The following is a 25,612-nucleotide window of genomic DNA, read 5'->3' on the forward strand; positions in this document are numbered from 1 at the left end:
TGAACGTCGTGCCGCGCCGGGTTAAGCGGGGATATTACTTGCGACGCAACCGCATCAACTCCGGCAGCCCGATTTTCAGCAGACGCGCCGTGCGCCCACGGGCCAACTCTTCAAGGCCTTCGTGCGCAGGCAGATGAGCCATTTGCGCGGCCATGTTCATCACCAACGCTTCACGGGAATAAACCCCACCGCCGAGGCCGTAGACCGCCGCGATCAGCTCTCGCAGTTCCAACGGCAAACGCCAGCGTGCGCGCAGCGCCGAACCGAACCCGGCGCCGAACTGGTCGAGCGAATCCCCTACTTCCTCCGGCTCATCCAATTCGCCACCGGCCTGCTTCCATTCTTCCAGGCAACGCAGCAGCGCCAGATCGCCCAGACGATGCAGCAGGCCGGCGCAATAACAACGTTCCTGCTCCAGATCGAGCATCCGCGCCATCGTCCGAGCGTACTCGGCGGTGTGCAGCGACAATTCCCAATAGCGTTCGGCATAGTCGGCCAGGCAAGGGACACTCAGCCGGGCACAGCGCTTGAGCGCCAGGCCAAGAATCAGGTTCATGCTCTGCCCGGTGCCGAGCTGGTGCAGCGCTTGGGCCACGGTTTGTAGCGGGCCGCCGCCCTGATGCTGGGCTGCGCTGTTGGCTGCGGCGATCAACACGGCGGTGATCTGCGGGTCGGTGCGGATTTCTTCTTCCAGCCGCTTCAGATCCAGGCCGCCGGGATTGAGGGCGCGTTTGACGGCCACCTGCACATCGGTCATCAACGGTGCACCTTCGGCCAAGTCCCGTCGATGTTCCAGGAACGTGGCCAACGTCAGCCCTGGCCCCGGGATTGGCGCGGTATTGGAAGTGTCTTCGCCGCTCAGGAGCAACCCTTGCAAACGCTGGGTCAGGTTTTCCCGGTTAAAGGGTTTGGTCAGATAGGCCGTCGGCGCCAACGGCAAGACTTCACGCACGCTGGCGCTGTCGTTGCGACGACTCACCAGAATGAACGGCAACGCCGGCGTACGATGCTGTTGGCGCACGCCACGCAGGATACTCAGGCCGTCGACACCCGGCAGTTCCCAATCGGCGATCACCAGATCGTAAGGGTTTTGCGCCAGCAGCTCCAAGGCCTGCTTCCCCTCGTCACACGTGTCCACCCGGGCATCGCAGCGCACACTTGATAACACCTGCTCAATCAGCTCCCTGGACGCCGGGTCGGCCTCGGCAATCAATACCCGCGGTACAGCCGGTAAATGCACAGCAGTCATGCCGCATCGCTCCCTTGCAATACATGAACCTTAGACAATAGCGGCCGTTCCAGACAGCTCAAAAACGCCGGGGATCTGCTCGTGAATATGAAAAAACCCGCCGAAGCGGGTTTTTTGTGGATCAGCGCACAGCTCAGGGCTCGTAAATATCAGAGCCCGTAAATATCAAAGCTCGGAGAAGCACTCTTCAATGATTGCCAAGCCTTTGTCCAACTGCTCATCCGGCGAGGTCAGCGGCACCAGTACCCGCAAGACGTTGCCGTAAGTACCGCAAGACAGCAGGATCAGGCCTTTGTCGCGAGCCTTTGCCACGACCTGCGCAACAGCGGCCGCGTTCGGCTTGTGGCTGTCGCCATCTTCGAACAGCTCCACGGCGATCATCGCGCCCAGCGCACGCACTTCGCCAATGACCGGGTATTTCTTCTGGATAGCCTTGAGGCCGGTCACCAGGCGTTCGCCCACGGCTTTGCAGCGATCCAGCAAGTGTTCTTCTTCGAACACTTCCATCACCGCCAGCGCCGCCGCGCACGCGATCGGGCTACCGGCGTAAGTGCCGCCCAGGCCACCTGGCGCAATGGCGTCCATGTATTCAGCCTTGCCGCACACGCCGGCGAGCGGGAAGCCGCCTGCGATGGATTTGGCGAAGGTGGTCAGGTCAGCTGCAACGCCCATCTGTTCCATGGCGAAGAAGGTACCGGTACGGCCGGCGCCGGTCTGCACTTCGTCAGCGATCAGCAGGATGCCGTGCTGGTCGCACAGGGCGCGCAGGCGCTGCATGAAGGCCTTCGGTGCCACATAGAAACCGCCTTCGCCCTGGACCGGCTCGATGATGATCGCAGCGATGTCACGCGGCTCGGCGTCGTTCTTGAAGATGCGTTCGATGCTGGCGATGGAATCGTCGATGCTCACGCCATGCAGTTCATTCGGGTACAGCGCGCGGAAGATGCCACCGGGCATCAGGCCCATGCCGGCCGAGTAAGGCACGACTTTGCCGGTCAGGCCCAGGGTCATCATGGTGCGGCCGTGGTAGGCGCCGGTGAAGGCGATCACACCGGCACGGCCCGTGGCGGCGCGGGCGATCTTAACGGCGTTTTCCACCGCTTCGGAACCGGTGGTGACCAGCAGGGTTTTCTTGGCGAAATCACCCGGGACCTTGGCGTTGATTTTTTCGCACAGTTCCACGTACGGCTCGTAGGCCAGGACCTGGAAGCAGGTGTGGGTCAGCTTGTTCAGCTGTGCGGTCACTGCGGCGATGATTTTCGGGTGCAGGTGGCCGGTGTTCAGCACAGCGATACCGCCGGCGAAATCGATGAATTCACGACCTTCAACGTCGGTCACCGTGGCGTTCTTCGCCGACTCGGCAAAGATCGGGTGAATCTGGCCGACACCACGGGGAACAGCGGCGGTACGGCGGGCCATCAGGTCTGCGTTGGTCTTGCTCATTAAAATGTCCTCATTCGCAGCTCAGGGCGGCGTGGATCAAGGAATACATGGCGGGGAGGCAACTGCGACAGCATGCGATGATCGACTGCCGCAGCGTTCCGGCCACAAGAAACAGAACAGGTGAAACGCGCAAAGGGACAGCGCTCTCGTGCCCTTTGCGCTTGAAGCAGATCAGATACCCAGGCAGAGGTATTTGATTTCCAGGTAATCCTCGATGCCGTACTTGGAGCCTTCACGGCCCAGGCCCGACGCCTTGATGCCGCCGAACGGCGCGACTTCGTTGGAAATCAACCCGGTGTTGACGCCGACCATGCCGTATTCCAAGGCTTCGGCCACACGGAACACACGGCCCAGGTCGCGGGCATAGAAGTACGAGGCCAGGCCGAACTCGGTGTCGTTGGACATCGCGATCACTTCGGCTTCGTCTTTGAAGCGGAACAGCGGCGCCAGCGGGCCGAAGGTTTCTTCCTTCGCCACGGCGGCGCTCGATGGGACGTTGGTGAGGATGGTCGGCTCGAAGAAGTTGCCTTCCATCGCCTTGCCGCCCGCCAGCACGGTCGCGCCTTTGCTGACCGCGTCGGCGATGTGCTCTTGCACCTTGGCGACGGCTTTTTCGTCGATCAACGGACCGGTGGTGGTGCCGTCTTCCAGACCATTACCGATCTTGAGCTTGGCCACCGCCACTTTGAGTTTTTCGGCGAACGCGTCGTACACCGAATCCTGGATGTACAGGCGATTGGCGCAGACGCAGGTCTGGCCGTTGTTACGGTATTTGGAGATGATCGCGCCTTCGACGGCCTTATCCAGGTCCGCGTCATCGAACACGATGAACGGCGCGTTGCCGCCCAGTTCCAGGGAGACTTTCTTGATGTCCTTGGCACATTCGGCCATCAACTGGCGACCGATCTCGGTCGAGCCGGTGAAGGACAGCTTGCGCACGATCGGGTTGCTGGTCAGCTCGCCACCGATGTCGCCGGCGCTGCCGGTGACTACGCTCAGTACGCCTTGCGGGATGCCTGCACGGTGCGCCAGTTCCACCAGCGCAAGGGCCGAGAACGGGGTTTGCGAAGCGGGCTTGATGACCATCGTGCAACCGGCAGCCAGCGCTGGGCCAGCCTTACGGGTGATCATCGCAGCTGGGAAGTTCCACGGCGTAATGGCAGCGGTAACGCCGATCGGCTGCTTGATCACGATCAGCCGCTTGTCGGGCTGATGGCCCGGAATCACGTCGCCGTAGATGCGCTTGGCTTCTTCGGCGAACCACTCGATGAACGAGGCGGCGTAGACGATTTCGCCCTTGGACTCGGCCAGCGGCTTGCCCTGCTCCAAGGTCATCAGGCGACCGAGGTCGTCCTGGTTTTCGATCAGCAATTCGTACCAGCGGCGCAGCTTGTTGGCGCGTTCCTTGGCGGTCAGCGCACGCCAAGCCGGCAGTGCCTTGTCGGCGGCTTCAATCGCCCGGCGGGTTTCGGCAGCGCCCATTTTTGGCACGGTGCCCAGCACTTCGCCCGTCGCCGGGTTGGTGACCTTGATCGTCTGACCATTGTCCGCATCGACCCAAGCGCCATCGATAAAGGCTTGCTGGCGGAACAACTGGGTGTCTTTAAGCTGCATGTCGGCTTTCCTTAACAGCACCGCGCGCACGCGGAGCGAATTAGAGTTGTAGAAAGGCGCCTCGGGGGGCTGCCGTCAGGGAAATCATTCACCGGGCTGAAGCACGGAAATATCGCACATAAGCACAGACGTGCGGTTCAGCACCCAGACAAGAGCGTTTGAAATCTCAAACGAATCCTAGGGCCGATGGGGTCGTAGGACAATAGGCTGTTCGAAAAAAAGAACGAAAAAGCTGATTTTGCCTGTTTTTTCTGATCAGCGTAGTCAATGGCCGGCGAGCTGCCCAAAAACGCAGGCGATTCAGCAGCATGGACGCCCGCCATGCATATGAGTATCATGGCGCCCGCGTTGCACCAGTAGCTCAGCTGGATAGAGTACTGCCCTCCGAAGGCAGGGGTCGTGGGTTCGAATCCCGCCTGGTGCACCATCTTCAGATTCAAAAGCCCCTGGTCGCAAGACCTGGGGCTTTTTTGTGGACACGGATCTTACTCAACGCGTCTGCAACGCCTCCAACCGCGCCGGCAAGTCTTCCTTGGGAAAACGCTTGTGCAGCGCCAGCAGCTTCTCATCAGCAGCCTTGGTGTCCCCCGCCTGGCGCAGGCGCAGGATTTCCATCAAGCCTTGCTCAAGCGATGGCAGTGCAGCCGGCGCCGGTTTGCTGATTTTTTTTGCAGTTGTATCCGCCAAGGATTGCATCGGGATGGCCGGGGCTCGCGTCAGCTCGCCTTGCGGCGCCATGCGGGTGATCGGCGCGGGGGCGGGCATGGCGGGCGCTTGCCGCTCGGCGGAAAACTCCATCGAGGCAGGCGCGGACAGAGGCTCCTCGGGCACTGGGGAACGCAGCACCAAGCCGATCATCAGCGCCACGCCGGCGACCGTGGCGAAGGCCACTTGCCCGCGCGGCCGCTGACAGGCCTGAAGCCAGCGCTTCCACAAGCTCGGTGCAGGCGTCGGGGCTTCACGGCGGGCGGCGGCCAGGATGAAATTGTCGAGGGAGGCCGGCGGTTCACCGCTGGCGTGTTCGCGAAAATGCTTGATCAACATCTCGTCATCGGAATTCGGCGCGTGTTTGCGGTCGATCATGCGGGTACCTCCTCGGCCAACAGTCGATGCAATTTCTGCTGGGCGTAACGCAAGCGGCTCTTGACCGTTTCCAGCGGGACGCCGGTCAGGGCCGCAATTTGTGGCAGTTCCAAATCGCCGTGCAGGCGCAGCAGGAAAACTTCCCGCTGGTCCTCGGGCAATGCCTGCAGCGCTGCGTCCAGGCGCGCCTGATCACGACTCAGGCTCAACTGTTGCTCGGGGCCGCTGCTGTCGTCGGGTTGGACGTGAAGTTGTTCGTCATAACTGTCATGCAGTGGATTATGAACGCCGTGTCTACGCCAGTGATCGATCAAGCGGTTGCGGGCGATCTGGAACAACCATGTACGAAAACTCGCCCGGCCTTGTGGCTGGGTGGTGCTGCGGATCAAGCTGAGCCAAGTGTCCTGGAAGATTTCCTCGGCCAGTTCGGCTTTGTTGCTCAAGGACACGAGGAAACGATAAAGCCCGAGGCGATGGCGCGCATACAGGGCTTCGAAAGAAGCCCCGTCGCCATCGCGGTAACGGGCCAGCAGCGATTCGTCGCTGGGAGAATCAAGCACAACGGCCATGTCGGTGACGAACTCCTTTCGCTGATCAGGGTGCAGGCTTGAGGCTCTGCGCAAGCTCCACTAACTGCACAAACTCCGCTCGCAGCCCGAACGGGTCTTCGCCGCGGGCCGAACGCGCCAATTGCGCGGTGTCCTTGAAACTCATCGCCCCAGTGTAGCGCCCATCACCCTTGAGCTGCTGGGCGAAGGCAGCCACGGCGGCGGCGAAACGCAAATCATCGCTGGGCTTGTCATTCTGCTGAGCGGCGGCGATGGGGTGCTCGATCAAGCGACTGTTACCGCCTTCAGCCGGTTTGTAGCGTACGCGCAACATCGCCAGTTCACCTGGCGTGCCGTCCGACTTGGGCACGCTGGCATAGCGCAGCGGGTCCAGCCAGCCCTTCTCACCCCTCGCGACAATTTCATACAACGCCGTGACTGTATGTCCGGCGCCGATCTCACCTGCATCAACCTTGTCATTATTGAAATCCTCACGCTTTAGCGCGCGGTTTTCGTAGCCCAGCAGGCGATATTCGCTGACTTGGGCGGGGTTGAATTCCACTTGCAATTTCACATCCCGCGCGACCACCGCCAGGGTGGAGCTGAGCTGGCCCACAAGGACTTTGCGCGCTTCGAGAAGGTTGTCGATGTAGGCATAGTTGCCGTCGCCGGCGTCGGCCAGTTGCTCCATCAGATGCTCGTTGTAGTTATCCACACCGAAGCCCAGCGTGGTGAGGGATACGCCGCTTTTGCGCTGGTCCGTTGCCATCTGCTTGAGGCTGTCGAAGTCGCTGATGCCGACGTTGAAATCGCCATCGGTGGCCAGCAGGATGCGGTTGATGCCTTTGTCGATAAAACTCTCCCGTGCCATCTGGTAGGCCAATTCGATGCCCGAGGCGCCAGCAGTGGAACCGCCTGCGCTCAGTTGATCGATGGCGTTGCGGATCTTCGCCTTTTCGCGGCCCGAGGTAGGCTTGAGCACTACACGCGATTCGCCGGCATAGACCACCAGAGACACTCGGTCCTGGTCGCGCAATTGGTCCACCAGCAATTTCAGGGTGCTTTTGACCAGCGGCAGGCCCTCGCGACGATCCATGGAGCCGGAAACGTCCACCAAAAAAACCAGGTTGGCTGGGGCCAGGTCCGCCACGGCGCGGTCGGACGCCTTGATGCCGATGCGCAGCAAACGGGTGTGGGGGTTCCATGGCGATGGGGCGATTTCGGTGGTCACGCCAAAAGGCGAACCATCGGCAGGCAGCGCGTAGTGGTAAGGGAAGTAATTGACCATTTCCTCAAGTCGTACGGCGCCGTCGGGCGGCAGGCTGCCTTGATTGAGGAAACGTCGCACATTGGCGTAGCTGCCGGTATCGACATCAACGCTGAAGGTCGAGACCGGTGTTTCGGCGACGCTGTGGATCGGATTGTCCGGCAGTTTTTCGTACTGTTCCCGCGGCTCGACGCGGTAACCCCCGACGACGGCATCGTTCGCCACGCCAGGGGCGGGCATCGATGCGGGCTTCATGACCATGCGCTTGACGGTCGACTGGCGCAGTTCGCCTTGCGGTACGACGCTAGGCGCCACGGGCACCGGCTCGGACGGCTTGGCCGACTCACGGGACGAAGACAACCCACAACCGGCCAATGCCACCAGCAGGGTGACAGCAAAGCCCTGCGCAGCAGGACGCATATAGGAAAGCGGACGGGACATGGGCTGAACCTCGTGAGTGAATGATCCGTTCACAGGGTCAGACGCAGGGCACGCGCGGTTCGGGTTAACGACCAGAATATTTTTTTGATGCGCTGAAAAGACAGCGCCGGCCACCCCAGGGTGGCCAGGCCGTTACTACGCGTTGCAGCAGGCAGCACTAGCGGGACGGAATGCCCCGCAGGTCATCGGCGATGAATCCGCTCAACTGGCCGGTGTAATAGTCTTCGACATCGGAGTTGCCTCTGTTCGTCAGGGCGCCCGCAATGCCCCTCATGGCTTCAAGTTGCCCGATCGCCCCACCCGGCATCAGCCCTTGGCGGGCCTGGGCAAAGTGCAACACCTCGGCGCCAGCCTTTTTCACCTTGACCTGATAATTGAAATCGACACTGGCCAGATACGTCCCGTCGGCAACGATCTTGTTCATGAAGCCGCCTTGGGTGTCTTGAATACGGCGCGCATAGACGGCGTTGACGTCCAGCAGGTAGTCAGCGGTTTCCTTGCTGGAGGCATAGCGATTGCCGTCGAGCAGGCGGACGATCAGGTCAGTATGCAACCGGTCACGGACTTTTTCGTCAGGCAGAAAGCGTTCGTTTTTGCCTACGACCTCAACGTTGAACGTGTCGATCCAATAGGTGGCGGTCTCGGGGATCGCCACCGGCGCAGGGGAAATGTAGTAATCGGGCTTGGAAGCGCAGCCTGCCATAAGGCAGAGGGCAAGCAACAGGGTAAACACTCGCATGTTTGAATTCGTCCTTGAGAGGTAGCGGCATAATGGCGGCAGCATTCTACGGGGTTTGAACGAGCGCTCAAGTTGTCTGGCCCTACTTTGCGCCGTTCCGTCTCACTCAAACCCAATATCCACCACCGTTTCCTCCGCCCCGCGCCCTTCGGCTACCTGGGCAAACGCCAGCCACCTGTCGCAGATTGGATTCTCGCAGTCAAGGCCTAGATTGGGTCTTGCTCGAGTGCTTGAGCTTGCGCTTTACCTGGCGCGTACCTTCCTGACGAACTACTAAGAAATCCTTAGTGGTTGCGTTTTGATCAAGCTCCCCCTCGCTGAAGATGTTCTTCAGATGCATCAACACGTTCTCTGGCGTGGTGCTGAATAACTCTCCCATCAAGGCTTGGGTCAACCATACGGTTTCATCGACAAAGCGCACGTCCAACCGGGTTCGCCCGTCTTCACTCTGGTAGATGATGAGCTGCGAGGTATTGGCGTTATCCGTGTTCATATCTCAACGACTCCCCAGGGTCAGCGGCCCATGATCGGAGGCCAACAACCGCCACAAAGACTGGGTCCGCAACCGACGAAACGTAGCAATGGCTGTACTGGCTTTCATGCAAGGCTCCCCAACAGAAGAGACGCCCATGGTAAACACAATGTGCGTTGGATCTACCTCGACTCAGGCTGACTCATACAGCTTCAGAAAAGGCCTACAACAAAATTTACGGATTGTAGTCAGGGCTCCGACGCCAACGCCGAACCGTAAACACGCTCTCCCCGCCCCGGAAAATACGCCGCAGCCCCCACGCCCACCGCGCCCATCACCGCGCAATACCCCACGCACACCCAAGGGCTCCAAGGCACCAACGCGATCAACACCAACGGTGTCATGCTGGCCCAAAGCGCGTAGGCGATGTTGTAGGTGAACGAAATGCCGGACACGCGGATCTTCGGCGGAAACAGGCTGACCATCACTGAAGGCACCGCGCCGACCACGCCGCAACTCAGCCCGGCCACGGCGTAAGCCAGGCCCAGCCAGGCGCTGCCGCTGATCAGGCTGGCATAGAGCACGGCGATGCCCAGGGGCAGCAGCAGGCTGTAGAGCATGACCGTGCGCCAAGCGCCGATGCGGTCGACGATGAGTCCAGCCAGGACACAGCCGATGTTCAGGAACACGATACCCAGGCTACTCAGGGCAAAGGTGTGGCTAGGTGTCAGGCCGAAGCTTTTCTGCATCACGGTCGGGGTGATGACCACGAACACCACCACGGCGGAGGTCAGCACGCAGGTGAGGATCGCTGCGGGCAGCAAGGCGTGGCGATGGTCACGCAGGACGGTGCGCAACGGCAATTCAGGCGCGCCTTCGCGATTGGCTTGCAACGCCATGAAGATCGGCGTCTCGCTCAGCCAGCGACGCAGCCAGACGCCGATCACGCCAAAGACGCCGCCCAACAGGAACGGCAGGCGCCAGGCGTAATCGAGGATCTCCGCCGGCGTGTAGATCCGCGCCAGCGCCGTGGCCGTCAGGGCGCCCAGCAAGTAGCCGAAGGTCAGGCCGGCCTGGAGGAAACCCAGGGCATAGCCGCGATGATGCAGCGGCGCATGCTCAGCGACGAACACCCAGGCGCTGGGTACTTCGCCGCCCACCGCCGCGCCTTGCAGGATACGCAGCGCCAGCAACAGCAACGGGGCGAAATAACCGATTTGTGCATAGGTAGGCATCAGCCCGATGAGCAGGCAAGGCAACGCCATCATGAGGATGCTCAGGCTGAAGACGCGCTTGCGGCCCAGGCGATCGGCGAAGTGCGCCATGAGAATCCCGCCCAAGGGACGCGCCAGGTAGCCGGTGGCGAAAATTCCGAAGCTTTGCAGCAAGCGCAACCACTCGGGCATTTCCGGCGGGAAAAACAGTTGGCTCAAGGTCAGGGCGAAAAAAACGAAAATGATGAAGTCGTAGATTTCCAGCGCACCGCCGAGGGCGGCCAGGCCCAAGGTCTTGTAGTCGGATCGGCTGAATCGCGCGCCTGGTAAATGAGTGGTGGCAGTCATTGGCATCGTTGAAAAAGTTGAAGACAGTGGCTCAGGCAGCGGGATTCGTGTCCACCGGCTGAGTCAGCGGTTGGCCTGGCTCGGCGTCTGCGGCCTCGTCATCAGGCAGGAAATCCTTGCGGCTGCGGGCAATCGCCTGGCGTATCTCGTCGCCCTTGGTGGGGCAGTTCAAGAGGCGGGCGATGCCGTCCGGTTTCTGCGTCATCGCCATACTCCGGCATGAGTGAACAGGGGCTCGATAGTGCTCGCTTTTGGCCCGTGATGCCAACTTCCGTGACGATTGGCCGACTTCGCAGCCCAACGGGAGCAAGCTCGCTCATCACGGGGTTTTGTGCTGTTCGGGTCAGCGGTGGTAGCGGCGCACCACACTGCTGTTGCGCAATACGTGGCCCTTGAGTTTTTCCATCAGTTGGGCGCGCGTCAGGCCGGCCGGCAGGGCTTGCGGCGCAAGGTCCAGGGCGAATATCTGGATCAGGTAATGGTGCGCACTGTCGCCGACAGGCGGGCACGGGCCGATATAGCCAGGGGTGTTCTTGCTGTTTATCCCGCTCATGCCCTCCAGCGTGGATTTGGTGCCCGCACCCGTTGGAATCTGCCGCGTGGTGGCCTTGATCCCGTAATGGACCCAATGGTCCACACCCTGCCCTCGTTGGCCGTCGGGGTCGAGCATGACGATTGCATAGCTGAGGGTGCCAGGCGGGCCGGCGTTCCAGCTCAGGGCTGGGGAAATATTCTTGCCGCCGCAGGTGTTGGCGTCACTGGCGGCCGCGGCGGTGAAGAGGCGGTCGTCCGACACACCGGGAATGCTCAGGGTGAAACGCTCTTCGGCCTGGACAGCCCCTTGTGCGCACAGCACGAGGGTGACGGCCACGAGCCAGGAGGAAAGGGAAGTCAATCGGGTCATACCGGGCACCTTAAATGCGATTCAGGCCATGGACGGCCTGCGAACTATAGCCGCAGGGCCAGCCCGGTTGCAGTGACAATTATGCTGAACCTCATTCCAATCAACCGACTCCAACGGGAAATGCCTGTCGGAGAACGACCATGCCCATGCATCAAGTCGCCCGCCTCGCTGATGTGCGAGAAGACCGCGGCCTCGAAGTCACTCTCAACGACGCGCCTATCCTGCTGCTGCGAGCTGGCGGACAGGTGCGGGCGTTCCAAGGCAAGTGCCCGCATGCCGGGGCGCCGCTGGCCAAGGGTGCGGTGTGCCATGGACGGGTGATCTGCCCGTGGCACAAAGCGGCGTTCCGCGCCGAAGACGGCGCCCTGTGTGAACCGCCGGCCCTCGACAGCCTGGAGCGTTATCACGTCGAGGTGCGAGGCGATGACGTCTGGGTCGATGATCACCCCCTGCCGGCCGAAAAAATCCCCCCGGCCGACGACCCCCGCACGTTCGTCATCATTGGCGCCGGAGCGGCCGGCACCGCCTGTGCGGCGGCGCTGCGGGAAAAAGGTTTCGGTGGCCAAATCCTGATGATCGACCGCGAAGCCGAGGCCGGCTATGACCGCACGGTGTTGAGCAAATACGTGCTGGCCGGCGACATGGCAGCGAAAGAAACCCCGTCCTTGCGCGATGAAAGTTATTTCACCCAGCAACGCATCGAACGACGCCATGGCGAAGTCGTCGGTCTTGAGGTTGCGGCGCGCCAAGTCCGCCTCGCCGACGGCACGTTGCTGGGCTATGACGCGGTGCTGATTGCAACCGGAGGGGAGCCCAGGAGGCCGGATCTGCCCGGCAGCGATTTGCCCCAAGTCCTGGTGTTGCGCTCGCTGGCCGACAGCCGGCAGATCCTCGAACAAGCCAAGCCAGGACAACGGGCGGTCATTATCGGCGACAGCTTTATCGCCATGGAAGTCGCCTCGTCCCTGCGCAAACGTGAGCTGAGCGTCACCGTCCTGGCCCGTCATCCGGTGCCGTTCGCGGCGCAGTTCGGCGACAGCATCGGCAAGGCGATCCTGGCCCGGCATCGGGCCAATGGCGTGGTCTATCACAGCGATGGCGAGGCGGCGCGAATCGAAGGCGCGGGCAGGGTTGAAGCCGTGCTGCTGGACAATGGGCAGCGCTTCGCGGCGGACCTGGTCATCATCGGCGTCGGCATACGCCCCGCGACGGAACCGTTCGCTGAGCTGCCACGGGCGGATGATCGCTCATTGATGGTCGACGACGGCATGCGCGCGGCCGATGGCGTATGGGCCGTCGGCGACATCGCTACCTTTGCGCTAAACGGCCAGCCTCGGCGTATCGAGCATTGGCGCCTGGCCCAGCAACAGGCACGCATCGCCGCGACGAACATGCTCGGCGGCGAAGAGCATTACCTGGATGTGCCATTCTTCTGGACCTACCACTTCGGCAAACGCTACGACTACCTCGGCCACGCCGAAGAATGGGACGAGGTGCAGTTCAAAGGCACGCCTGAGCATCCGCCTTTTATCGCATTGCTCGGCAAGGACGGCCTCGTCGCTGCTGCCGTGGCCTGCGATGAAGGCCGGGCGATGGCGGCGCTGGCCCAGCGGATGAAACAACCGCTGCCGGTGGATGAGGCTTGGCGGCTGGTTCGGGATTTTTCGGCGTAGTCCCTATGCAGAGTAGTGCCTATGCGGAATGGTCCGCCGGCAGATGGATTACCAGCGGCCGTTCCAGCGGCGCCAAGGGCGCAGGTTGCATGTCCGGACTCAACAGGTGGAAATGCGGCACCACGTGGCTGATGTCGCCCTCCTGATTGTTGTGGATAATCTTGGAACCCGGCTGGCGCAAAGTGTCCAGACGCTCGTTGGTCAACTTGAAGCTGGCGCTCAAGCCCAAATCGTCCACCACTGGCGCCGGCAGCCGGCGCTGGGCGAAGCTGCGGCTCTTGCGCTGCTGGTAACGCGCCCAGGTGATCAGAATGATCGCGTTGACCAACGCAATCCAACCGTAGATCTGCAAAGTCCCAAGGGTATCCAACAGCGAACCGCCCAGCCGCGGGCCGGCATGGCTGTCGAACAAAGGCCAGAGCCCATTCACCAGCAAATACAACAATCCGACCCACGCCAGTACGGTGAAAAGCACATCGATGACCACCAGAAAAGGCCGTTGCCGGGTCCTGATAATTTTCATCGGATCACTTCCTCTTCTTCGTCATCGATCGGTTTGATCCCGCGATCCGGGCTGACCCAGCGCGCGCGTTTCTGATGCTGGCCGAACAGCACTTTGGGAAAACTCACCAACGTGGTGAACAGGCTGATCAACCAGAACACCAGCGGATACCAGACCACCCAGAACATGATGTGCCACAGGCCTTTCTCGTAGCGGCGGTCGATCAGGATGCTCACCGCGAACTGCATCAGGCACACCACCGCCAGCAACAGCCCAGTGAAGGCCGGCGGCATGAGATGGTCCACAGCAATGGCGGCGGGCATCTCGACGAATTTCCCGGCGCCCCAGAAGATCACCGACAGCAGGAAGGTGAACGCCCAACCGGTGGACAGGCAATATTCGAACAGCAACGGCCACAGGTAGCGGTGGCGGTATTGCCAGATGCCACGGATGTTCTTGAACAGCACTTCGGCACCGCCCTGGGCCCAACGCAGGCGCTGGCGCCACAGGCCGCGCAGGGTTTCGGGCATGAGGATCCAGCACAGCGCGCGCGGCTCGTAGAAAATGCTCCAGTGATCCAGTTGCAGCTTCCAACTGATGTCGATGTCTTCGGTGATCATGTCCGGGCTCCAGTAGCCGACCCGGTGCAGGGCCGTGCGACGGAACGCGACGATCACGCCGGACACGGTGAAGATCCGCCCGAAGACCCGCTGGGTACGCTTGATCAGGCCGATGATCGATGAGAACTCGCCGACTTGGACCCGGCCTATCAGGGTAGAGCGAGTGCGGATTCGCGGGTTGCCGGTCACCGCGCCGAGGCGGGCGTTGTCCAGCATCGGCGCCACCAGGTAAGCACAGGTGTTCGGCGCCAGCAGCGCGTCACCATCGATGCACACCAGGTATTCGCTGCGCGCGGCGATGGCGCCCATGCGCAGGGCCACCGCCTTGCCTTGGTTTTCCGCCAAGTGCAGCACCCGCAGGCGTGGGTCTTCAGCCGCCAATTGATCCAACACTTGGGCGGTGTTGTCCTTGGAGCCGTCGTTGATGGCGATGACTTCGATGTTCGGGTAATGCTGGCCTAGCGCCGCGTGAATAGTGTCGGCGACGTTATCGCCTTCGTTGAAGCACGGGATCAGGATGCTGATCAGCGGCTCGCCGGCCAGAGGCGGCGGCAAGGTGTCGTCTTTCCAAGGCCAGTGACGCTCCCAGTGCAGCCAGAAATACAGGCCGCCGGCGATCCATAGCCCGGACATGAACAGTGGGTAGAAGAACACGAAGTCCATCAGGAATTGCCCGGTGACCAGGAAGATCAGGCCCAGGGGCACCCCAAGGACGATCGCCAGCACCAGGACGGCGAGCAGTCTGTCGAGCATGTCAAGGATTCCACTTGTTGGAGAGCGCGGGCCGTACGGCTTTCACGGCGGGCTGGTCTTCGATGAAGTTGTCCGGGTAGTAGCCGAAACTGGTCACGCCCTGGCGCTTGAGGCGCCCCATCCAGTCGGCCAATTGTTCGCCTTCGATGTCGGCCACCGGCTTGCTGTGCCAGTCACGGGCCTGCAGTTCGAACACCGTGCGCTTGAGCGCGCCGGGACGAGCCTTGACGGTTTCCACCAGTCGTTCGAGCCAGGGACCGGATTGCTCGCGGGTCTGTTTTTCCATCAACGGCATGGCCATCGGTGCCGTCCAGTCGTAGGCGGCAAGGAAATCGTCGAGGTTCTGCGCAAACCAGGCTTCGCTTTGCGGGTTGAGCATCGGTTCGGCAAAGATGTTGCGCGCCGTGCGAACCTGCGGGCCGCGAATTGCCCGGACCTTGGCGGTCAGCTCTGCGGTGAAGTCGATCAGGTAGCGACTCTTGAAACGGGTCCAGCGCTGCATCGCCGCCGGGTCATCGCGCAGGGCGGCGACGGCGGTCGGCAAACCGTTGGCGGCATAGACTTTCATCGCGGCGGGGCCGGCGTCCTCGAAGTCGGAGAACACGGCGTCGTCATGGTACAGAACGCCGTCCACCGAGCTCATCCGCGCCATGTCTTCGTAGATCTCACCGATGACCTTGCGCACGTTCGGGTCGAACGGCGACAGGCGCACGTATTGGTCCGGAGCGACGCCCGTCTTGCCGGTTTCGGGATCCCAGCGCTGCACCCGGGGCAGTTTCGGGTCGAGGGCAAAACTCAGCACCGGCATCCAGGCATACACCTTGACGTTGGCCCGAGTCCGCAGTTGCCAGGCAACCCGGTCGAACAAGTCGGCGCGTACTGGCAAGTGTCGGTTGGGAAAGTACAGCGAGTGGACCAAACCGTCGCCTTTCGGGTCGGCGAACGCTTGCAAGAACACGGTGTTGGCGCCCAAGTCGTAAACGCGCTGGACCAATTTGCCAACGTTGGCTTCCTGCTGCACGGGGTCCGGGTCGTAGACATAATCCAAGTCGACATGGACCACCCGCATCGGGTCGAGTGTTTGTACGGAAGCGATGCTCTCGGCGAAGTGCGCGCCATCGGGGTCGGACGCCACCAGAAAACGTGGGCCGCTCATCAAGTTATCGAGGCTGTCGAGGCCGTCTTCCAGGGTCAGGGCCATTTGATAGCCCTGGTCGCCGATCACTTGCAATGCAGTGCCGTCGGCTTCCCCATAAGGCCAGACCCAAACGCGCGGGCTGTAACCAGTGACTTTGCGGATTTTCTCGGAAATGGCCGCCACGTCCTTGCGCAGGCGAGCCTGAAAATCGGCTTCGGTCTCGTAACGACCGGTGGCCGGGTCGTAGCGCCGGGTGGTCGCGGCGGGTTGCTGGTTGCCTTGTGGGTTGGCGAGGATACCTTTGTGGTTGGCATCGGTGTGGGCTGCGATTTCCACCAAGCCCGATTTGGACACCTCGCGAATCTGCTCCCAGGTCAAGAACTCCGAACGCTTGCGCGGCACTCCGGCAAAGTCCACCGGCTGATTCATCGGCGTATCGATCCAGCTCCCAACCGGGGCCAGGATAGCCGGCCAGTTATAGGCGCGCAGGATGGGCATGACCCGGGTGTAGAAGCTTGAGTAGCCATCGTCGAAACTCAGCAGCACTGCACGCGGCGGTAGCTGCGGACCGCCGTTGCGGGCGGCGATGATCTGGTCCACCGTCACCGGCTGATAGTTATTCTCCCGCAGCCATGCCAACTGCTCGATCAGGCGCTCGGTGCGCACGGCTACCAAGCCTTGGTCGGGGTCGAGGTCTTCGACATCGTGATAGGCAATGCCGAGCACGTGGTTTTTTGGCCACGGAGCATCGTTGGCGGCTACCGGCCGTTGCGACGGCGGAGCGAATGCCGGGGCTTGCTGGGCACAAGCGCTGATCAGCAAGGCTCCCAGCAGAAGGATGAATCGCGAAATGACGGGCATTTTCAAACTCTTCTAGAAGCGGTAGGTGAGATCGACAAGCAGGCGCAGATCGCTTTCACGATCGCCGTCGTAGGGGCGGTTGAGCCAGCTCAGTGCAGCGCCGGCCTCAAGCACGTCGTTCCAGATCACGCGCTGGCCGTAGCTGAGCAAACCCATGGCTGCGGTGCTGTAGTCGCGCTGGCTGTAGGTACCGGCACCGGCCTGGAATTGCTGGCTCCAGGTGGTTTCGTAACGGCGGTACAGCACGTGGTTGGCGCTGACAGTTGGCATGACGCTGAAGTCCGACTTCGGATTGAAGTACGGCACTTCATCGGAGCCGCTGTTGCGACTGGCACCGACTTCCAGGCCCAGCTCTACTTGCAATCTCGGGGCGCTATAGATGCCTTCGCGGCCCGTCAGCAATGTCTCGAGGCGGTTGTTGCCATCGCTGAAGTGGGACGGGCTGACATCTAGTCGCCATTCACGGCTTTCATTGGCTCGCCAGCGGACGAAGCCGCTCCCACCGTTGGCTCGAATGCCACTGTTGAGCGCTCGAAGCGGAGTGTTGGCCGAGAGGTAATCCAGGCTGCCGCCGTACTGCCAATGGTCATTGATGTCCCGGGCCACGGCGACGCGCGCGCCTTGTTTGTCACCGGAGCCATACGAGTGGTTGGACACTTCGGCTTCGAGGGTCATGTCACGGGTGCGCCGCTCCACTCCCAGGCGCTGCCAGCGATGATGGCCTGTGCCCTCTTCGAAATCGCCGGTGGCGTAGCCGGCACCGCCGAACAGGCGCCAGTCCTCGTCAATGGGCGGGCTGTACAGCAACGTTTCAATACCAAAGTCCCGGCTGCCGGTGACTGCACCGGCATCGCCATTACCGCCGCCGTAACTCTTGCCGGTATAGGCTTCGATGCGCAGTTCGGCCATGTCGTGGACTTCGCGCTGGCGTTGCAGGCGTTTGACGTGAGCGTTCTCCGGATAGCGGGCAACCACGTCGTCGGTCAGCACGTCCATCTGCCGCCACTCTTGCAAGTCCATGGCGGCACGCGCCTGGGCGACTTCCAGGTCGCGACTGCGCGGTGTCGTGGCCTCGACTTCCTTGAGCAGCATCTCCGAACGACGCGGCCATTCACGGGCCTGGTACAGATCGGCCTGGGCCAGGCGCAAACCGATATTGCCGGGGCCTTGATAGACAAGATCGTTCAGGCGCGCTTCGGCCGAAGGCAGATCAGCACCGTAAGTGCCCGCCTGGGCGGCTAATTGTTGGGCATCCATCCACTCGTCGTTAGGGTTGCCAATGGGCAGCCCCTTGAGTTCGACGCGTGGGGGCTGGGACTTGGCCTGGTCTTCGGCGAGCGCGCGAGCTTCTTCGGATCTTTCGCTTTCCAACAGTGCGTAGTAAAGCGCAGTGCTGTCCTCGAAACGATCCGCAGGGTCGGCATCGGGCGCGGTGAGCACGCGACGGTACAGGTCAACGGCGATTTCTGGCTCACGCTGCTCCAGATAGGAAGAGGCAACCCAGCGCAAGGCGTAAGTAGGAATACTGACCCCTTCAGCGACCAGCTTCTGGTATTCGGTGATCACTTCCGCACGGCGAGCTCGGGCGTTGAGGGCGCCCATGCGGTCAATTCGCCAGCGCAACACGTCCTCATGCGCCTCGGCCACCGGAGTCCAGGTGGCGAGCAATTTGTCGTAATCGGCCAGGGCGCGATCTGCGATGACAAAACGCTCCTTTTCGCTGCGACTGGCCATGTCCGCCAGGCGCACCCGCTCGGCCGCGACATCGCCTTCGAGCCTGCGCTGCACGCCACGGTCGATCAACCCAGGTTGAAGACGAGCCAGGCGCAGGGCCGGCTCGGGCAACCGGGCGCGTTGCAGGGCATGGATATATTCGCGCGCGACTTCGGGCTTGTTGCCACCGGCGCGAGTGAAGGCCTGGTCGTATTCAAACAACGCTCCGTGAGGGTTGTCGGCGCGGGCCAGGGCGTAGCCAAGGGCCAATCGGCGCATCGGGTCTTCAGGCTTCGCGGCAACAAGCGCCCTGGCACGGCTGACGGCTTCGTCAGGCTTGCCGGCGTCGGCCTGGGTCAGGGCCAGGCCGAGTTGCAGGTCAGTATTCTGCGGATCGATCGCCAGTGCCCGACGATACAATTCAGCCGCCGAGTCCCAGCGTTTGAGGTTGCGGTAGGCCCGGGCCGTAGCGGTCAGCGCTTGAACCGGCAAGTCGCGAGATCGCCCCTGGGTTTCGTAGACGTTTACCACCTCGGCATCGAGACCGGCCCAGCTGGCGATTTGCAGATGATCACTGACCTGCGCAGTGCTGACCTGACCGGGCGGAACCTGGCGCAAAACGGTCAACGCGGGCGCGTGATGGCCCGCCCTGGCGTCGAGCACCATCTGGTCATAAGCGGAGTCGGCAAACGCCACTACCGGCCAGCACAATTGGCTGCACAGCGCGACGCGAAACAACGGGCGCAAACCGAATTGAATAAGAGGACCCACAGTACGCGGCATTCGTCAGCATCCTTACATGGCCAGCCGGGTCGCAGTGCCCCCTTGCCCATCAAACAGGAGGCCGGATCAAAGGAACCCAGCCAAGCTCTAACGTGCCTAGTTTTGCATCCTGTGAAGGGTCATCTTCCGGAACGCCATAATTCTTCAGAATCCATGCAGATTTCAGCGCTGGCTTTATTCGATGGCAAAAAAAAGGCCCGTGCGCATGGCACGGGCCGGTCTTGGTGTTACTGAGGCGGATTACTGTACGGCGACGCCGCCGCCCAGCTTGCTCATGACGAATGCCGAAAATTGTTCGACTGTCATTTTCTGGCCATTGAAGTCGACCTGATTGTTGGCGTAGTGCAGGTTGGTGACAACGTCGTTGCCTTCAAGCTTCGCCAGCTCGGTACCTATCGCCATGGCGCTGAACATATCGCTGGTGGCGGTGGCCTGGTCAGCAATCAGTTTGGCGTCGGTCTGACCTTCCATCTGCGCCTGCACGGTCAGGAGATCCACCAGCATCGGCTTGGATACTTTCACCTTGAAATCCAGCAGGGCGAGCAGCTGACGGCCAAGCTCATCTGGCGGAAGGTCCATGGATTGCGGCTTGGCCAAGTCAACGATCAGGCTCGCGCGGCTTTCACCGTTGGCGGTATTGAACGACAGATTTTCCAGCGCGACTTGCGGGCCACCCGCCAGGAGCTTCTCCAGATCCGCCTTGACCTGTGCTTCTTCAGCCTCGGTCAGGTTCAGTTCTGGAGCCGGTTCGCCAGCTGCAGCCGCCTCGGCAGCCGCTCTTTCATAAGGCTGCAGTTTGGACTGGTAGACCTGCATCAGCGACATGGTGGCAGGGATGTCCAGGTTCTTCAGGCTGACCGCCATCTGTGCAGAACCGATAACCTTGTCGTTGAAAGACAATTCGCCAATCTTGTAGTCGGCACGCCCCGAAGCGCTGGTGCCGTTCTCGCTGCTGTGGTTCTTCATTTCGAAGTTCTTCAAGCCCAGCACCGATTTCGGTTCGCCAAAACTGGTTTTGCTGCTGCTCAACAGCAGGGTGTTGTCACCCATGTAGTAGCCGTAGGTGCTCTTGGTCAGATTGCTGGCTATCGTCAGGCCACTGAATTCGACTTGCACCGGGGTCTGATCTTCGGCGACGGTGGTCAGCTTGAAGCTGTCCATATAGCCGTCGGCCTTGATCTTTTGCGCTTGTGCACTGGCGGCCACATCGATTTTCAGACCGGAAAAAATGAGCTGTGTTTGCTCATCCAGCTTGGTGTCCAGGGGTAGCAGCTCGACTGTACCGTTGCTGGACTGGTCGTATCCCAGGTTAACAACACCTTTGAGGGGAGACTTGTCCTTCGCAGCCACGAACCATTTTTCAGTCAGCGGGGTGCGCTCAAGTTCGGTGTGACTGGTAGCCATGACGGGCAACCATTTGAGCGTAATCAGGCGCGAGAACGGCAGTGGCCCGTGTTCGATATTGTCCACGAACAGCAACTCGACCGGCTCACCACCAAACATCTCGCCTTCGCCCTTCAGGCGATAATGCGCGGTACTGCTGAATGTGCCACGGTCCAGGGAAACCAGTTCGATAGAAGCGGTGCCATTAGAACCGGCCAATGCGGTTTGCATTTGCTTATTGCTGTCGGCAATAGCGGTGTTCAGCACTCCTTCGAGTTTCGTGCCGGTATACCAGGCGCCACCTGCGCTGACCGCACCGATAACCACAACGATTCCCAGAAGTACGCTTGCTGATTTATTCATGAGTGACCCGATCGTATTCCATGGTTGAAAAAGTCGTCGTCTTCCTTGACCCGCAAGGGCTGTGGCTCGACGCGGTAAAAGTGGTGGGGAGATTAGCATCAGGCAGGCCGGCAAGCCCAATGTTTAAAGGGGAAAAAGCGCGTTCTTGCGAAATGGTCTACGAATATTGGACTTCGATCTCGTCGAGTTGGTGATCGAACGTCTTTAGCCGTGCCGTCCAGGTGTAGACCAGCACTTCGAAATCACGGTTGATTACTGCCGCACCCGACGAATCGGCACGCCCATCGCAAAAATCCAATTGGTAGCGCTCCCGAGCCATGGCGTTGGCAACGTCGCACAGTTCGCGAGCATTGTTGAGCCAATGCCAGTCATCTTGAGCAACTTGCTTGTCCAAGGCGACGCATTGGATTTTCAGGGCCTCGAGGCTTTTCTCCAGCGGGGTACCGGTGAGTTCCCCCATGACCTCTTGGAACGTGCGCCCCGGCTGCCAGTAACTGCCCCAGAAATAGCGATCGAATACCGTTTCGACCCGCCGTAGGGCAACCTTGGTATCCCAGATCAACACCAAGGTCTTGCCCTGCTCAAGTTGTTTTTTCTTGATGCGCTGGCCTTGAAGTGAAGCCCAGGCGACGATGGCGATGGATATGACACCGATCAGCGCAGACGCGCTATCGAGGAAAATGAGTGCTTTGTCGATCTGGTGGGTCAGCATCACACCATAAAAGTAGGTGGCCGAAAGCAGCACCAAGGCAGCAGTAGCGCACCAGAAACCAGGAGCATAAGGGTTTTTCATTATTGGAATCCCCATGACCAGTCATGTCGCGGGCGCTTGTTGCCAACGCCCAACAATCAAAGCATAGCAACGGCTTCGGGGATTGCCGGGCAAGGAGAGCAATCAGGAGAGCGAATCCGATTATCGGCCTCAAAACGACAAAACCCCTGGCTGCGTTGGCAGACAGGGGTTTGGGGAATTCAATCTTGACGATGACCTACTCTCACATGGGGAAACCCCACACTACCATCGGCGATGCATCGTTTCACTGCTGAGTTCGGGATGGGATCAGGTGGTTCCAATGCTCTATGGTCGTCAAGAAATTCGGGAACCAACCCGTTTTAAAAACGTGTTGGTGAAAATCGGTGACTTCTACTAAAACAAAACCCCTACCTGCGTCAGCAGATAGGGGTTTCGGAATTTAATCTTGACGATGACCTACTCTCACATGGGGAAACCCCACACTACCATCGGCGATGCATCGTTTCACTGCTGAGTTCGGGATGGGATCAGGTGGTTCCAATGCTCTATGGTCGTCAAGAAATTCGGGTACCGAATCGTGGCCAGTTGGCCTCGCTTCAGCAAATTGGGTATGTGATAGCTTCGGTGTTTTTGTGAGATTCGAACTTTCGGTTCGTTTCGTCTTCACACACCGCAATCTGGTGCCCTGCATGCAGGATCAGCAAATTGCTTGGGTGTTATATGGTCAAGCCTCACGGGCAATTAGTACAGGTTAGCTCAACGCCTCACAGCGCTTACACACCCTGCCTATCAACGTCGTAGTCTTCGACGGCCCTTCAGGGGACTCAAGGTCCCAGTGAGATCTCATCTTGAGGCAAGTTTCCCGCTTAGATGCTTTCAGCGGTTATCTTTCCCGAACATAGCTACCCGGCAATGCCACTGGCGTGACAACCGGAACACCAGAGGTTCGTCCACTCCGGTCCTCTCGTACTAGGAGCAGCCCCTCTCAAATCTCAAACGTCCACGGCAGATAGGGACCGAACTGTCTCACGACGTTCTAAACCCAGCTCGCGTACCACTTTAAATGGCGAACAGCCATACCCTTGGGACCGGCTTCAGCCCCAGGATGTGATGAGCCGACATCGAGGTGCCAAACACCGCCGTCGATATGAACTCTTGGGCGGTATCAGCCTGTTATCCCCGGAGTACCTTTTATCCGTTGAGCGATGGCCCTTCCATACAGAACCACCGGATCACTAAGACCTACTTTCGTACCTGCTCGACGTGTCTGTCTCGCAGTCAAGCGCGCTTTTGCCTTTATACTCTACGACCGATTTCCGACCGGTCTGAGCGCACCTTCGTACTCCTCCGTTACTCTTTAGGAGGAGACCGCCCCAGTCAAACTACCCACCATACACTGTCCTCGATCCGGATAACGGACCTGAGTTAGAACCTCAAAGTTGCCAGGGTGGTATTTCAAGGTTGGCTCCACGCGAACTGGCGTCCACGCTTCAAAGCCTCCCACCTATCCTACACAAGCAAATTCAAAGTCCAGTGCAAAGCTATAGTAAAGGTTCACGGGGTCTTTCCGTCTAGCCGCGGATACACTGCATCTTCACAGCGATTTCAATTTCACTGAGTCTCGGGTGGAGACAGCGCCGCCATCGTTACGCCATTCGTGCAGGTCGGAACTTACCCGACAAGGAATTTCGCTACCTTAGGACCGTTATAGTTACGGCCGCCGTTTACCGGGGCTTCGATCAAGAGCTTCGCGTTAGCTAACCCCATCAATTAACCTTCCGGCACCGGGCAGGCGTCACACCCTATACGTCCACTTTCGTGTTTGCAGAGTGCTGTGTTTTTAATAAACAGTCGCAGCGGCCTGGTATCTTCGACCGGCGTGGGCTTACGCAGCAAGTGCTTCACCCTCACCGGCGCACCTTCTCCCGAAGTTACGGTGCCATTTTGCCTAGTTCCTTCACCCGAGTTCTCTCAAGCGCCTTGGTATTCTCTACCCAACCACCTGTGTCGGTTTGGGGTACGGTTCCTGGTTACCTGAAGCTTAGAAGCTTTTCTTGGAAGCATGGCATCAACCACTTCGTCACCCAAAGGGTAACTCGTCATCAGCTCTCGGCCTTGAGATCCCGGATTTACCTAAGATCTCAGCCTACCACCTTAAACTTGGACAACCAACGCCAAGCTGGCCTAGCCTTCTCCGTCCCTCCATCGCAATAACCAGAAGTACAGGAATATTAACCTGTTTTCCATCGACTACGCTTTTCAGCCTCGCCTTAGGGACCGACTAACCCTGCGTCGATTAACGTTGCGCAGGAAACCTTGGTCTTTCGGCGTGGGTGTTTTTCACACCCATTGTCGTTACTCATGTCAGCATTCGCACTTCTGATACCTCCAGCAAGCTTCTCAACTCACCTTCACAGGCTTACAGAACGCTCCTCTACCGCATCACTTGCGTGATACCCGTAGCTTCGGTGTATGGTTTGAGCCCCGTTACATCTTCCGCGCAGGCCGACTCGACTAGTGAGCTATTACGCTTTCTTTAAAGGGTGGCTGCTTCTAAGCCAACCTCCTAGCTGTCTAAGCCTTCCCACATCGTTTCCCACTTAACCATAACTTTGGGACCTTAGCTGACGGTCTGGGTTGTTTCCCTTTTCACGACGGACGTTAGCACCCGCCGTGTGTCTCCCATGCTCGGCACTTGTAGGTATTCGGAGTTTGCATCGGTTTGGTAAGTCGGGATGACCCCCTAGCCGAAACAGTGCTCTACCCCCTACAGTGATACATGAGGCGCTACCTAAATAGCTTTCGAGGAGAACCAGCTATCTCCGAGCTTGATTAGCCTTTCACTCCGATCCACAGGTCATCCGCTAACTTTTCAACGGTAGTCGGTTCGGTCCTCCAGTTAGTGTTACCCAACCTTCAACCTGCCCATGGATAGATCGCCCGGTTTCGGGTCTATTCCCAGCGACTAGACGCCCTATTAAGACTCGCTTTCGCTACGCCTCCCCTATTCGGTTAAGCTCGCCACTGAAAATAAGTCGCTGACCCATTATACAAAAGGTACGCAGTCACCCAACAAAGTGGGCTCCCACTGCTTGTACGCATACGGTTTCAGGATCTATTTCACTCCCCTCTCCGGGGTTCTTTTCGCCTTTCCCTCACGGTACTAGTTCACTATCGGTCAGTCAGTAGTATTTAGCCTTGGAGGATGGTCCCCCCATATTCAGACAAAGTTTCTCGTGCTCCGTCCTACTCGATTTCACTTCTAAGATCCTTTCGCGTACAGGGCTATCACCCACTATGGCCGCACTTTCCAGAGCGTTCCGCTAAAATCAAAGAAGCTTAAGGGCTAGTCCCCGTTCGCTCGCCACTACTAAGGGAATCTCGGTTGATTTCTTTTCCTCAGGGTACTTAGATGTTTCAGTTCCCCTGGTTCGCCTCTTGCACCTATGTATTCAGTACAAGATAACCATCTTATGATGGCTGGGTTCCCCCATTCAGACATCTCCGGATCAAAGTCTGTTTGCCGACTCCCCGAAGCTTTTCGCAGGCTACCACGTCTTTCATCGCCTCTGACTGCCAAGGCATCCACCGTATGCGCTTCTTCACTTGACCATATAACCCCAAGCAATCTGGTTATACTGTGAAGACGACATTCGCCGAAAATTCGAATTTCTCAACTAAGAGAACTCACAAATTTTACCTTAGCCTGATCCGTTACCAGTGAAAGTAACGTCCAGTCTATCTTTC

Annotated in this window: 18 protein-coding genes, 1 tRNA gene and 3 rRNA genes; 2 read left to right on the forward strand and 20 right to left on the reverse strand. The window is 59.7% G+C overall.

Translation table 11 applies throughout. From position 1 onward, the window contains the following. Positions 1 to 34: 34 nt before the first annotated feature. The 3 genes from HU742_RS23050 to gabD all read right to left on the reverse strand — a co-directional run bounded on the left by HU742_RS23050 (position 35) and on the right by gabD (position 4,306). A complete protein-coding gene (locus HU742_RS23050) occupies positions 35 to 1,249 on the reverse strand; it encodes an HDOD domain-containing protein (protein ID WP_186645182.1) in 1,215 nt (404 codons plus the stop codon). A 165-nt stretch (positions 1,250 to 1,414) separates the two neighbouring features. Then, positions 1,415 to 2,692 (reverse strand): 4-aminobutyrate--2-oxoglutarate transaminase, encoded by a 1,278-nt coding sequence (gene gabT, locus HU742_RS23055; RefSeq protein ID WP_186645179.1) that lies wholly within the window; start codon positions 2,690 to 2,692, stop codon positions 1,415 to 1,417. 171 nt (positions 2,693 to 2,863) lie between these two features. Further along, on the reverse strand, positions 2,864 to 4,306 hold the full coding sequence (gabD, locus tag HU742_RS23060) for an NADP-dependent succinate-semialdehyde dehydrogenase (RefSeq protein WP_186641367.1): 1,443 nt from the start codon (positions 4,304 to 4,306) through the stop codon (positions 2,864 to 2,866). A 350-nt stretch (positions 4,307 to 4,656) separates the two neighbouring features. Here gabD and HU742_RS23065 point away from each other — a divergent pair. Continuing rightward, positions 4,657 to 4,733 (forward strand) — tRNA-Arg (locus HU742_RS23065). Between the two features lie 62 nt (positions 4,734 to 4,795). On the opposite strand, the gene HU742_RS23070 is transcribed toward HU742_RS23065, so the two are convergent. From HU742_RS23070 to HU742_RS23105, 8 genes are all read right to left on the reverse strand, one after another. Continuing rightward, positions 4,796 to 5,389: a hypothetical protein gene (locus tag HU742_RS23070; RefSeq protein WP_186645177.1), complete on the reverse strand. Its 594-nt coding sequence runs from the start codon at positions 5,387 to 5,389 to the stop codon at positions 4,796 to 4,798. Next, positions 5,386 to 5,958 carry an RNA polymerase sigma factor gene (locus HU742_RS23075; protein ID WP_186641370.1) on the reverse strand — a complete coding sequence of 191 codons (573 nt, stop codon included), beginning with the start codon at positions 5,956 to 5,958 and terminating at the stop codon, positions 5,386 to 5,388. The genes HU742_RS23070 and HU742_RS23075 overlap by 4 nt, the downstream gene beginning before the upstream one ends. A 25-nt stretch (positions 5,959 to 5,983) precedes the next feature. Further along, positions 5,984 to 7,645 (reverse strand): vWA domain-containing protein, encoded by a 1,662-nt coding sequence (locus HU742_RS23080; protein ID WP_186645175.1) that lies wholly within the window; start codon positions 7,643 to 7,645, stop codon positions 5,984 to 5,986. Between the two features lie 157 nt (positions 7,646 to 7,802). Then, on the reverse strand, positions 7,803 to 8,384 hold the full coding sequence (locus tag HU742_RS23085) for a hypothetical protein (protein ID WP_186645173.1): 582 nt from the start codon (positions 8,382 to 8,384) through the stop codon (positions 7,803 to 7,805). A gap of 199 nt (positions 8,385 to 8,583) precedes the next feature. Next, positions 8,584 to 8,877, reverse strand: coding sequence for a virulence RhuM family protein (locus HU742_RS23090; protein WP_202884265.1), 294 nt, complete (start codon positions 8,875 to 8,877; stop codon positions 8,584 to 8,586). 227 nt (positions 8,878 to 9,104) lie between these two features. Further along, positions 9,105 to 10,418, reverse strand: a complete 1,314-nt coding sequence (locus tag HU742_RS23095; protein ID WP_186641376.1) for an MFS transporter — start codon at positions 10,416 to 10,418, stop codon at positions 9,105 to 9,107. Between the two features lie 31 nt (positions 10,419 to 10,449). Continuing rightward, positions 10,450 to 10,623 carry a hypothetical protein gene (locus HU742_RS23100; RefSeq protein WP_186641377.1) on the reverse strand — a complete coding sequence of 58 codons (174 nt, stop codon included), beginning with the start codon at positions 10,621 to 10,623 and terminating at the stop codon, positions 10,450 to 10,452. Between the two features lie 138 nt (positions 10,624 to 10,761). Continuing rightward, on the reverse strand, positions 10,762 to 11,322 hold the full coding sequence (locus HU742_RS23105) for a YbhB/YbcL family Raf kinase inhibitor-like protein (protein ID WP_186641379.1): 561 nt from the start codon (positions 11,320 to 11,322) through the stop codon (positions 10,762 to 10,764). 140 nt (positions 11,323 to 11,462) lie between these two features. On the opposite strand from HU742_RS23105, the gene HU742_RS23110 reads away from it, so the two are divergent. Beyond that, positions 11,463 to 12,995 (forward strand): FAD-dependent oxidoreductase, encoded by a 1,533-nt coding sequence (locus HU742_RS23110; protein ID WP_186641381.1) that lies wholly within the window; start codon positions 11,463 to 11,465, stop codon positions 12,993 to 12,995. A gap of 19 nt (positions 12,996 to 13,014) precedes the next feature. Here the strand turns inward: HU742_RS23110 and pgaD are convergent, their stop codons facing one another. From pgaD to HU742_RS23155, 9 genes are all read right to left on the reverse strand, one after another. Beyond that, positions 13,015 to 13,518, reverse strand: a complete 504-nt coding sequence (pgaD, locus tag HU742_RS23115; protein ID WP_186641383.1) for a poly-beta-1,6-N-acetyl-D-glucosamine biosynthesis protein PgaD — start codon at positions 13,516 to 13,518, stop codon at positions 13,015 to 13,017. Continuing rightward, positions 13,515 to 14,870, reverse strand: a complete 1,356-nt coding sequence (gene pgaC, locus HU742_RS23120; protein ID WP_186641385.1) for a poly-beta-1,6-N-acetyl-D-glucosamine synthase — start codon at positions 14,868 to 14,870, stop codon at positions 13,515 to 13,517. The genes pgaD and pgaC overlap by 4 nt, the downstream gene beginning before the upstream one ends. A gap of 1 nt (position 14,871) precedes the next feature. Next, positions 14,872 to 16,869 (reverse strand): poly-beta-1,6-N-acetyl-D-glucosamine N-deacetylase PgaB, encoded by a 1,998-nt coding sequence (gene pgaB / locus HU742_RS23125; protein WP_186645171.1) that lies wholly within the window; start codon positions 16,867 to 16,869, stop codon positions 14,872 to 14,874. 12 nt (positions 16,870 to 16,881) lie between these two features. Continuing rightward, on the reverse strand, positions 16,882 to 19,365 hold the full coding sequence (gene pgaA, locus HU742_RS23130; protein WP_186645170.1) for a poly-beta-1,6 N-acetyl-D-glucosamine export porin PgaA: 2,484 nt from the start codon (positions 19,363 to 19,365) through the stop codon (positions 16,882 to 16,884). Positions 19,366 to 19,605: 240 nt separating this feature from the next. Further along, positions 19,606 to 21,111, reverse strand: coding sequence for a YdgA family protein (locus tag HU742_RS23135; RefSeq protein ID WP_186645209.1), 1,506 nt, complete (start codon positions 21,109 to 21,111; stop codon positions 19,606 to 19,608). Between the two features lie 157 nt (positions 21,112 to 21,268). Beyond that, the gene (locus tag HU742_RS23140) at positions 21,269 to 21,904 is read right to left on the reverse strand and encodes an NADH:ubiquinone oxidoreductase subunit N (protein ID WP_186641391.1); all 636 of its coding nucleotides are present in this window, start codon (positions 21,902 to 21,904) and stop codon (positions 21,269 to 21,271) included. Between the two features lie 183 nt (positions 21,905 to 22,087). Beyond that, positions 22,088 to 22,203 (reverse strand): 5S ribosomal RNA (gene rrf, locus HU742_RS23145). 105 nt (positions 22,204 to 22,308) lie between these two features. Further along, a 5S ribosomal RNA gene (gene rrf, locus HU742_RS23150) occupies positions 22,309 to 22,424 on the reverse strand. A 161-nt stretch (positions 22,425 to 22,585) separates the two neighbouring features. Then, positions 22,586 to 25,477: ribosomal RNA gene (locus HU742_RS23155) — 23S ribosomal RNA — on the reverse strand. Positions 25,478 to 25,612: the final 135 nt, after the last annotated feature.

It is taken from the genome of Pseudomonas marvdashtae (assembly GCF_014268655.2).
Taxonomy (GTDB): domain Bacteria; phylum Pseudomonadota; class Gammaproteobacteria; order Pseudomonadales; family Pseudomonadaceae; genus Aquipseudomonas; species Aquipseudomonas marvdashtae.

Bases quoted from the DNA above. Each gene is read 5' to 3' on its own strand.
- HU742_RS23050 (WP_186645182.1), bottom strand. From the start codon at position 1,249: ATGACTGCTGTGCATTTACCGGCTGTACCGCGGGTATTGATTGCCGAG.
- gabT (WP_186645179.1), bottom strand. From the start codon at position 2,692: ATGAGCAAGACCAACGCAGACCTGATGGCCCGCCGTACCGCCGCTGTT.
- gabD (WP_186641367.1), bottom strand. From the start codon at position 4,306: ATGCAGCTTAAAGACACCCAGTTGTTCCGCCAGCAAGCCTTTATCGAT.
- HU742_RS23070 (WP_186645177.1), bottom strand. From the start codon at position 5,389: ATGATCGACCGCAAACACGCGCCGAATTCCGATGACGAGATGTTGATC.
- HU742_RS23075 (WP_186641370.1), bottom strand. From the start codon at position 5,958: ATGGCCGTTGTGCTTGATTCTCCCAGCGACGAATCGCTGCTGGCCCGT.
- HU742_RS23080 (WP_186645175.1), bottom strand. From the start codon at position 7,645: ATGTCCCGTCCGCTTTCCTATATGCGTCCTGCTGCGCAGGGCTTTGCT.
- HU742_RS23085 (WP_186645173.1), bottom strand. From the start codon at position 8,384: ATGCGAGTGTTTACCCTGTTGCTTGCCCTCTGCCTTATGGCAGGCTGC.
- HU742_RS23090 (WP_202884265.1), bottom strand. From the start codon at position 8,877: ATGAACACGGATAACGCCAATACCTCGCAGCTCATCATCTACCAGAGT.
- HU742_RS23095 (WP_186641376.1), bottom strand. From the start codon at position 10,418: ATGACTGCCACCACTCATTTACCAGGCGCGCGATTCAGCCGATCCGAC.
- HU742_RS23100 (WP_186641377.1), bottom strand. From the start codon at position 10,623: ATGACGCAGAAACCGGACGGCATCGCCCGCCTCTTGAACTGCCCCACC.
- HU742_RS23105 (WP_186641379.1), bottom strand. From the start codon at position 11,322: ATGACCCGATTGACTTCCCTTTCCTCCTGGCTCGTGGCCGTCACCCTC.
- HU742_RS23110 (WP_186641381.1), top strand. From the start codon at position 11,463: ATGCCCATGCATCAAGTCGCCCGCCTCGCTGATGTGCGAGAAGACCGC.
- pgaD (WP_186641383.1), bottom strand. From the start codon at position 13,518: ATGAAAATTATCAGGACCCGGCAACGGCCTTTTCTGGTGGTCATCGAT.
- pgaC (WP_186641385.1), bottom strand. From the start codon at position 14,870: ATGCTCGACAGACTGCTCGCCGTCCTGGTGCTGGCGATCGTCCTTGGG.
- pgaB (WP_186645171.1), bottom strand. From the start codon at position 16,869: ATGCCCGTCATTTCGCGATTCATCCTTCTGCTGGGAGCCTTGCTGATC.
- pgaA (WP_186645170.1), bottom strand. From the start codon at position 19,365: ATGCCGCGTACTGTGGGTCCTCTTATTCAATTCGGTTTGCGCCCGTTG.
- HU742_RS23135 (WP_186645209.1), bottom strand. From the start codon at position 21,111: ATGAATAAATCAGCAAGCGTACTTCTGGGAATCGTTGTGGTTATCGGT.
- HU742_RS23140 (WP_186641391.1), bottom strand. From the start codon at position 21,904: ATGAAAAACCCTTATGCTCCTGGTTTCTGGTGCGCTACTGCTGCCTTG.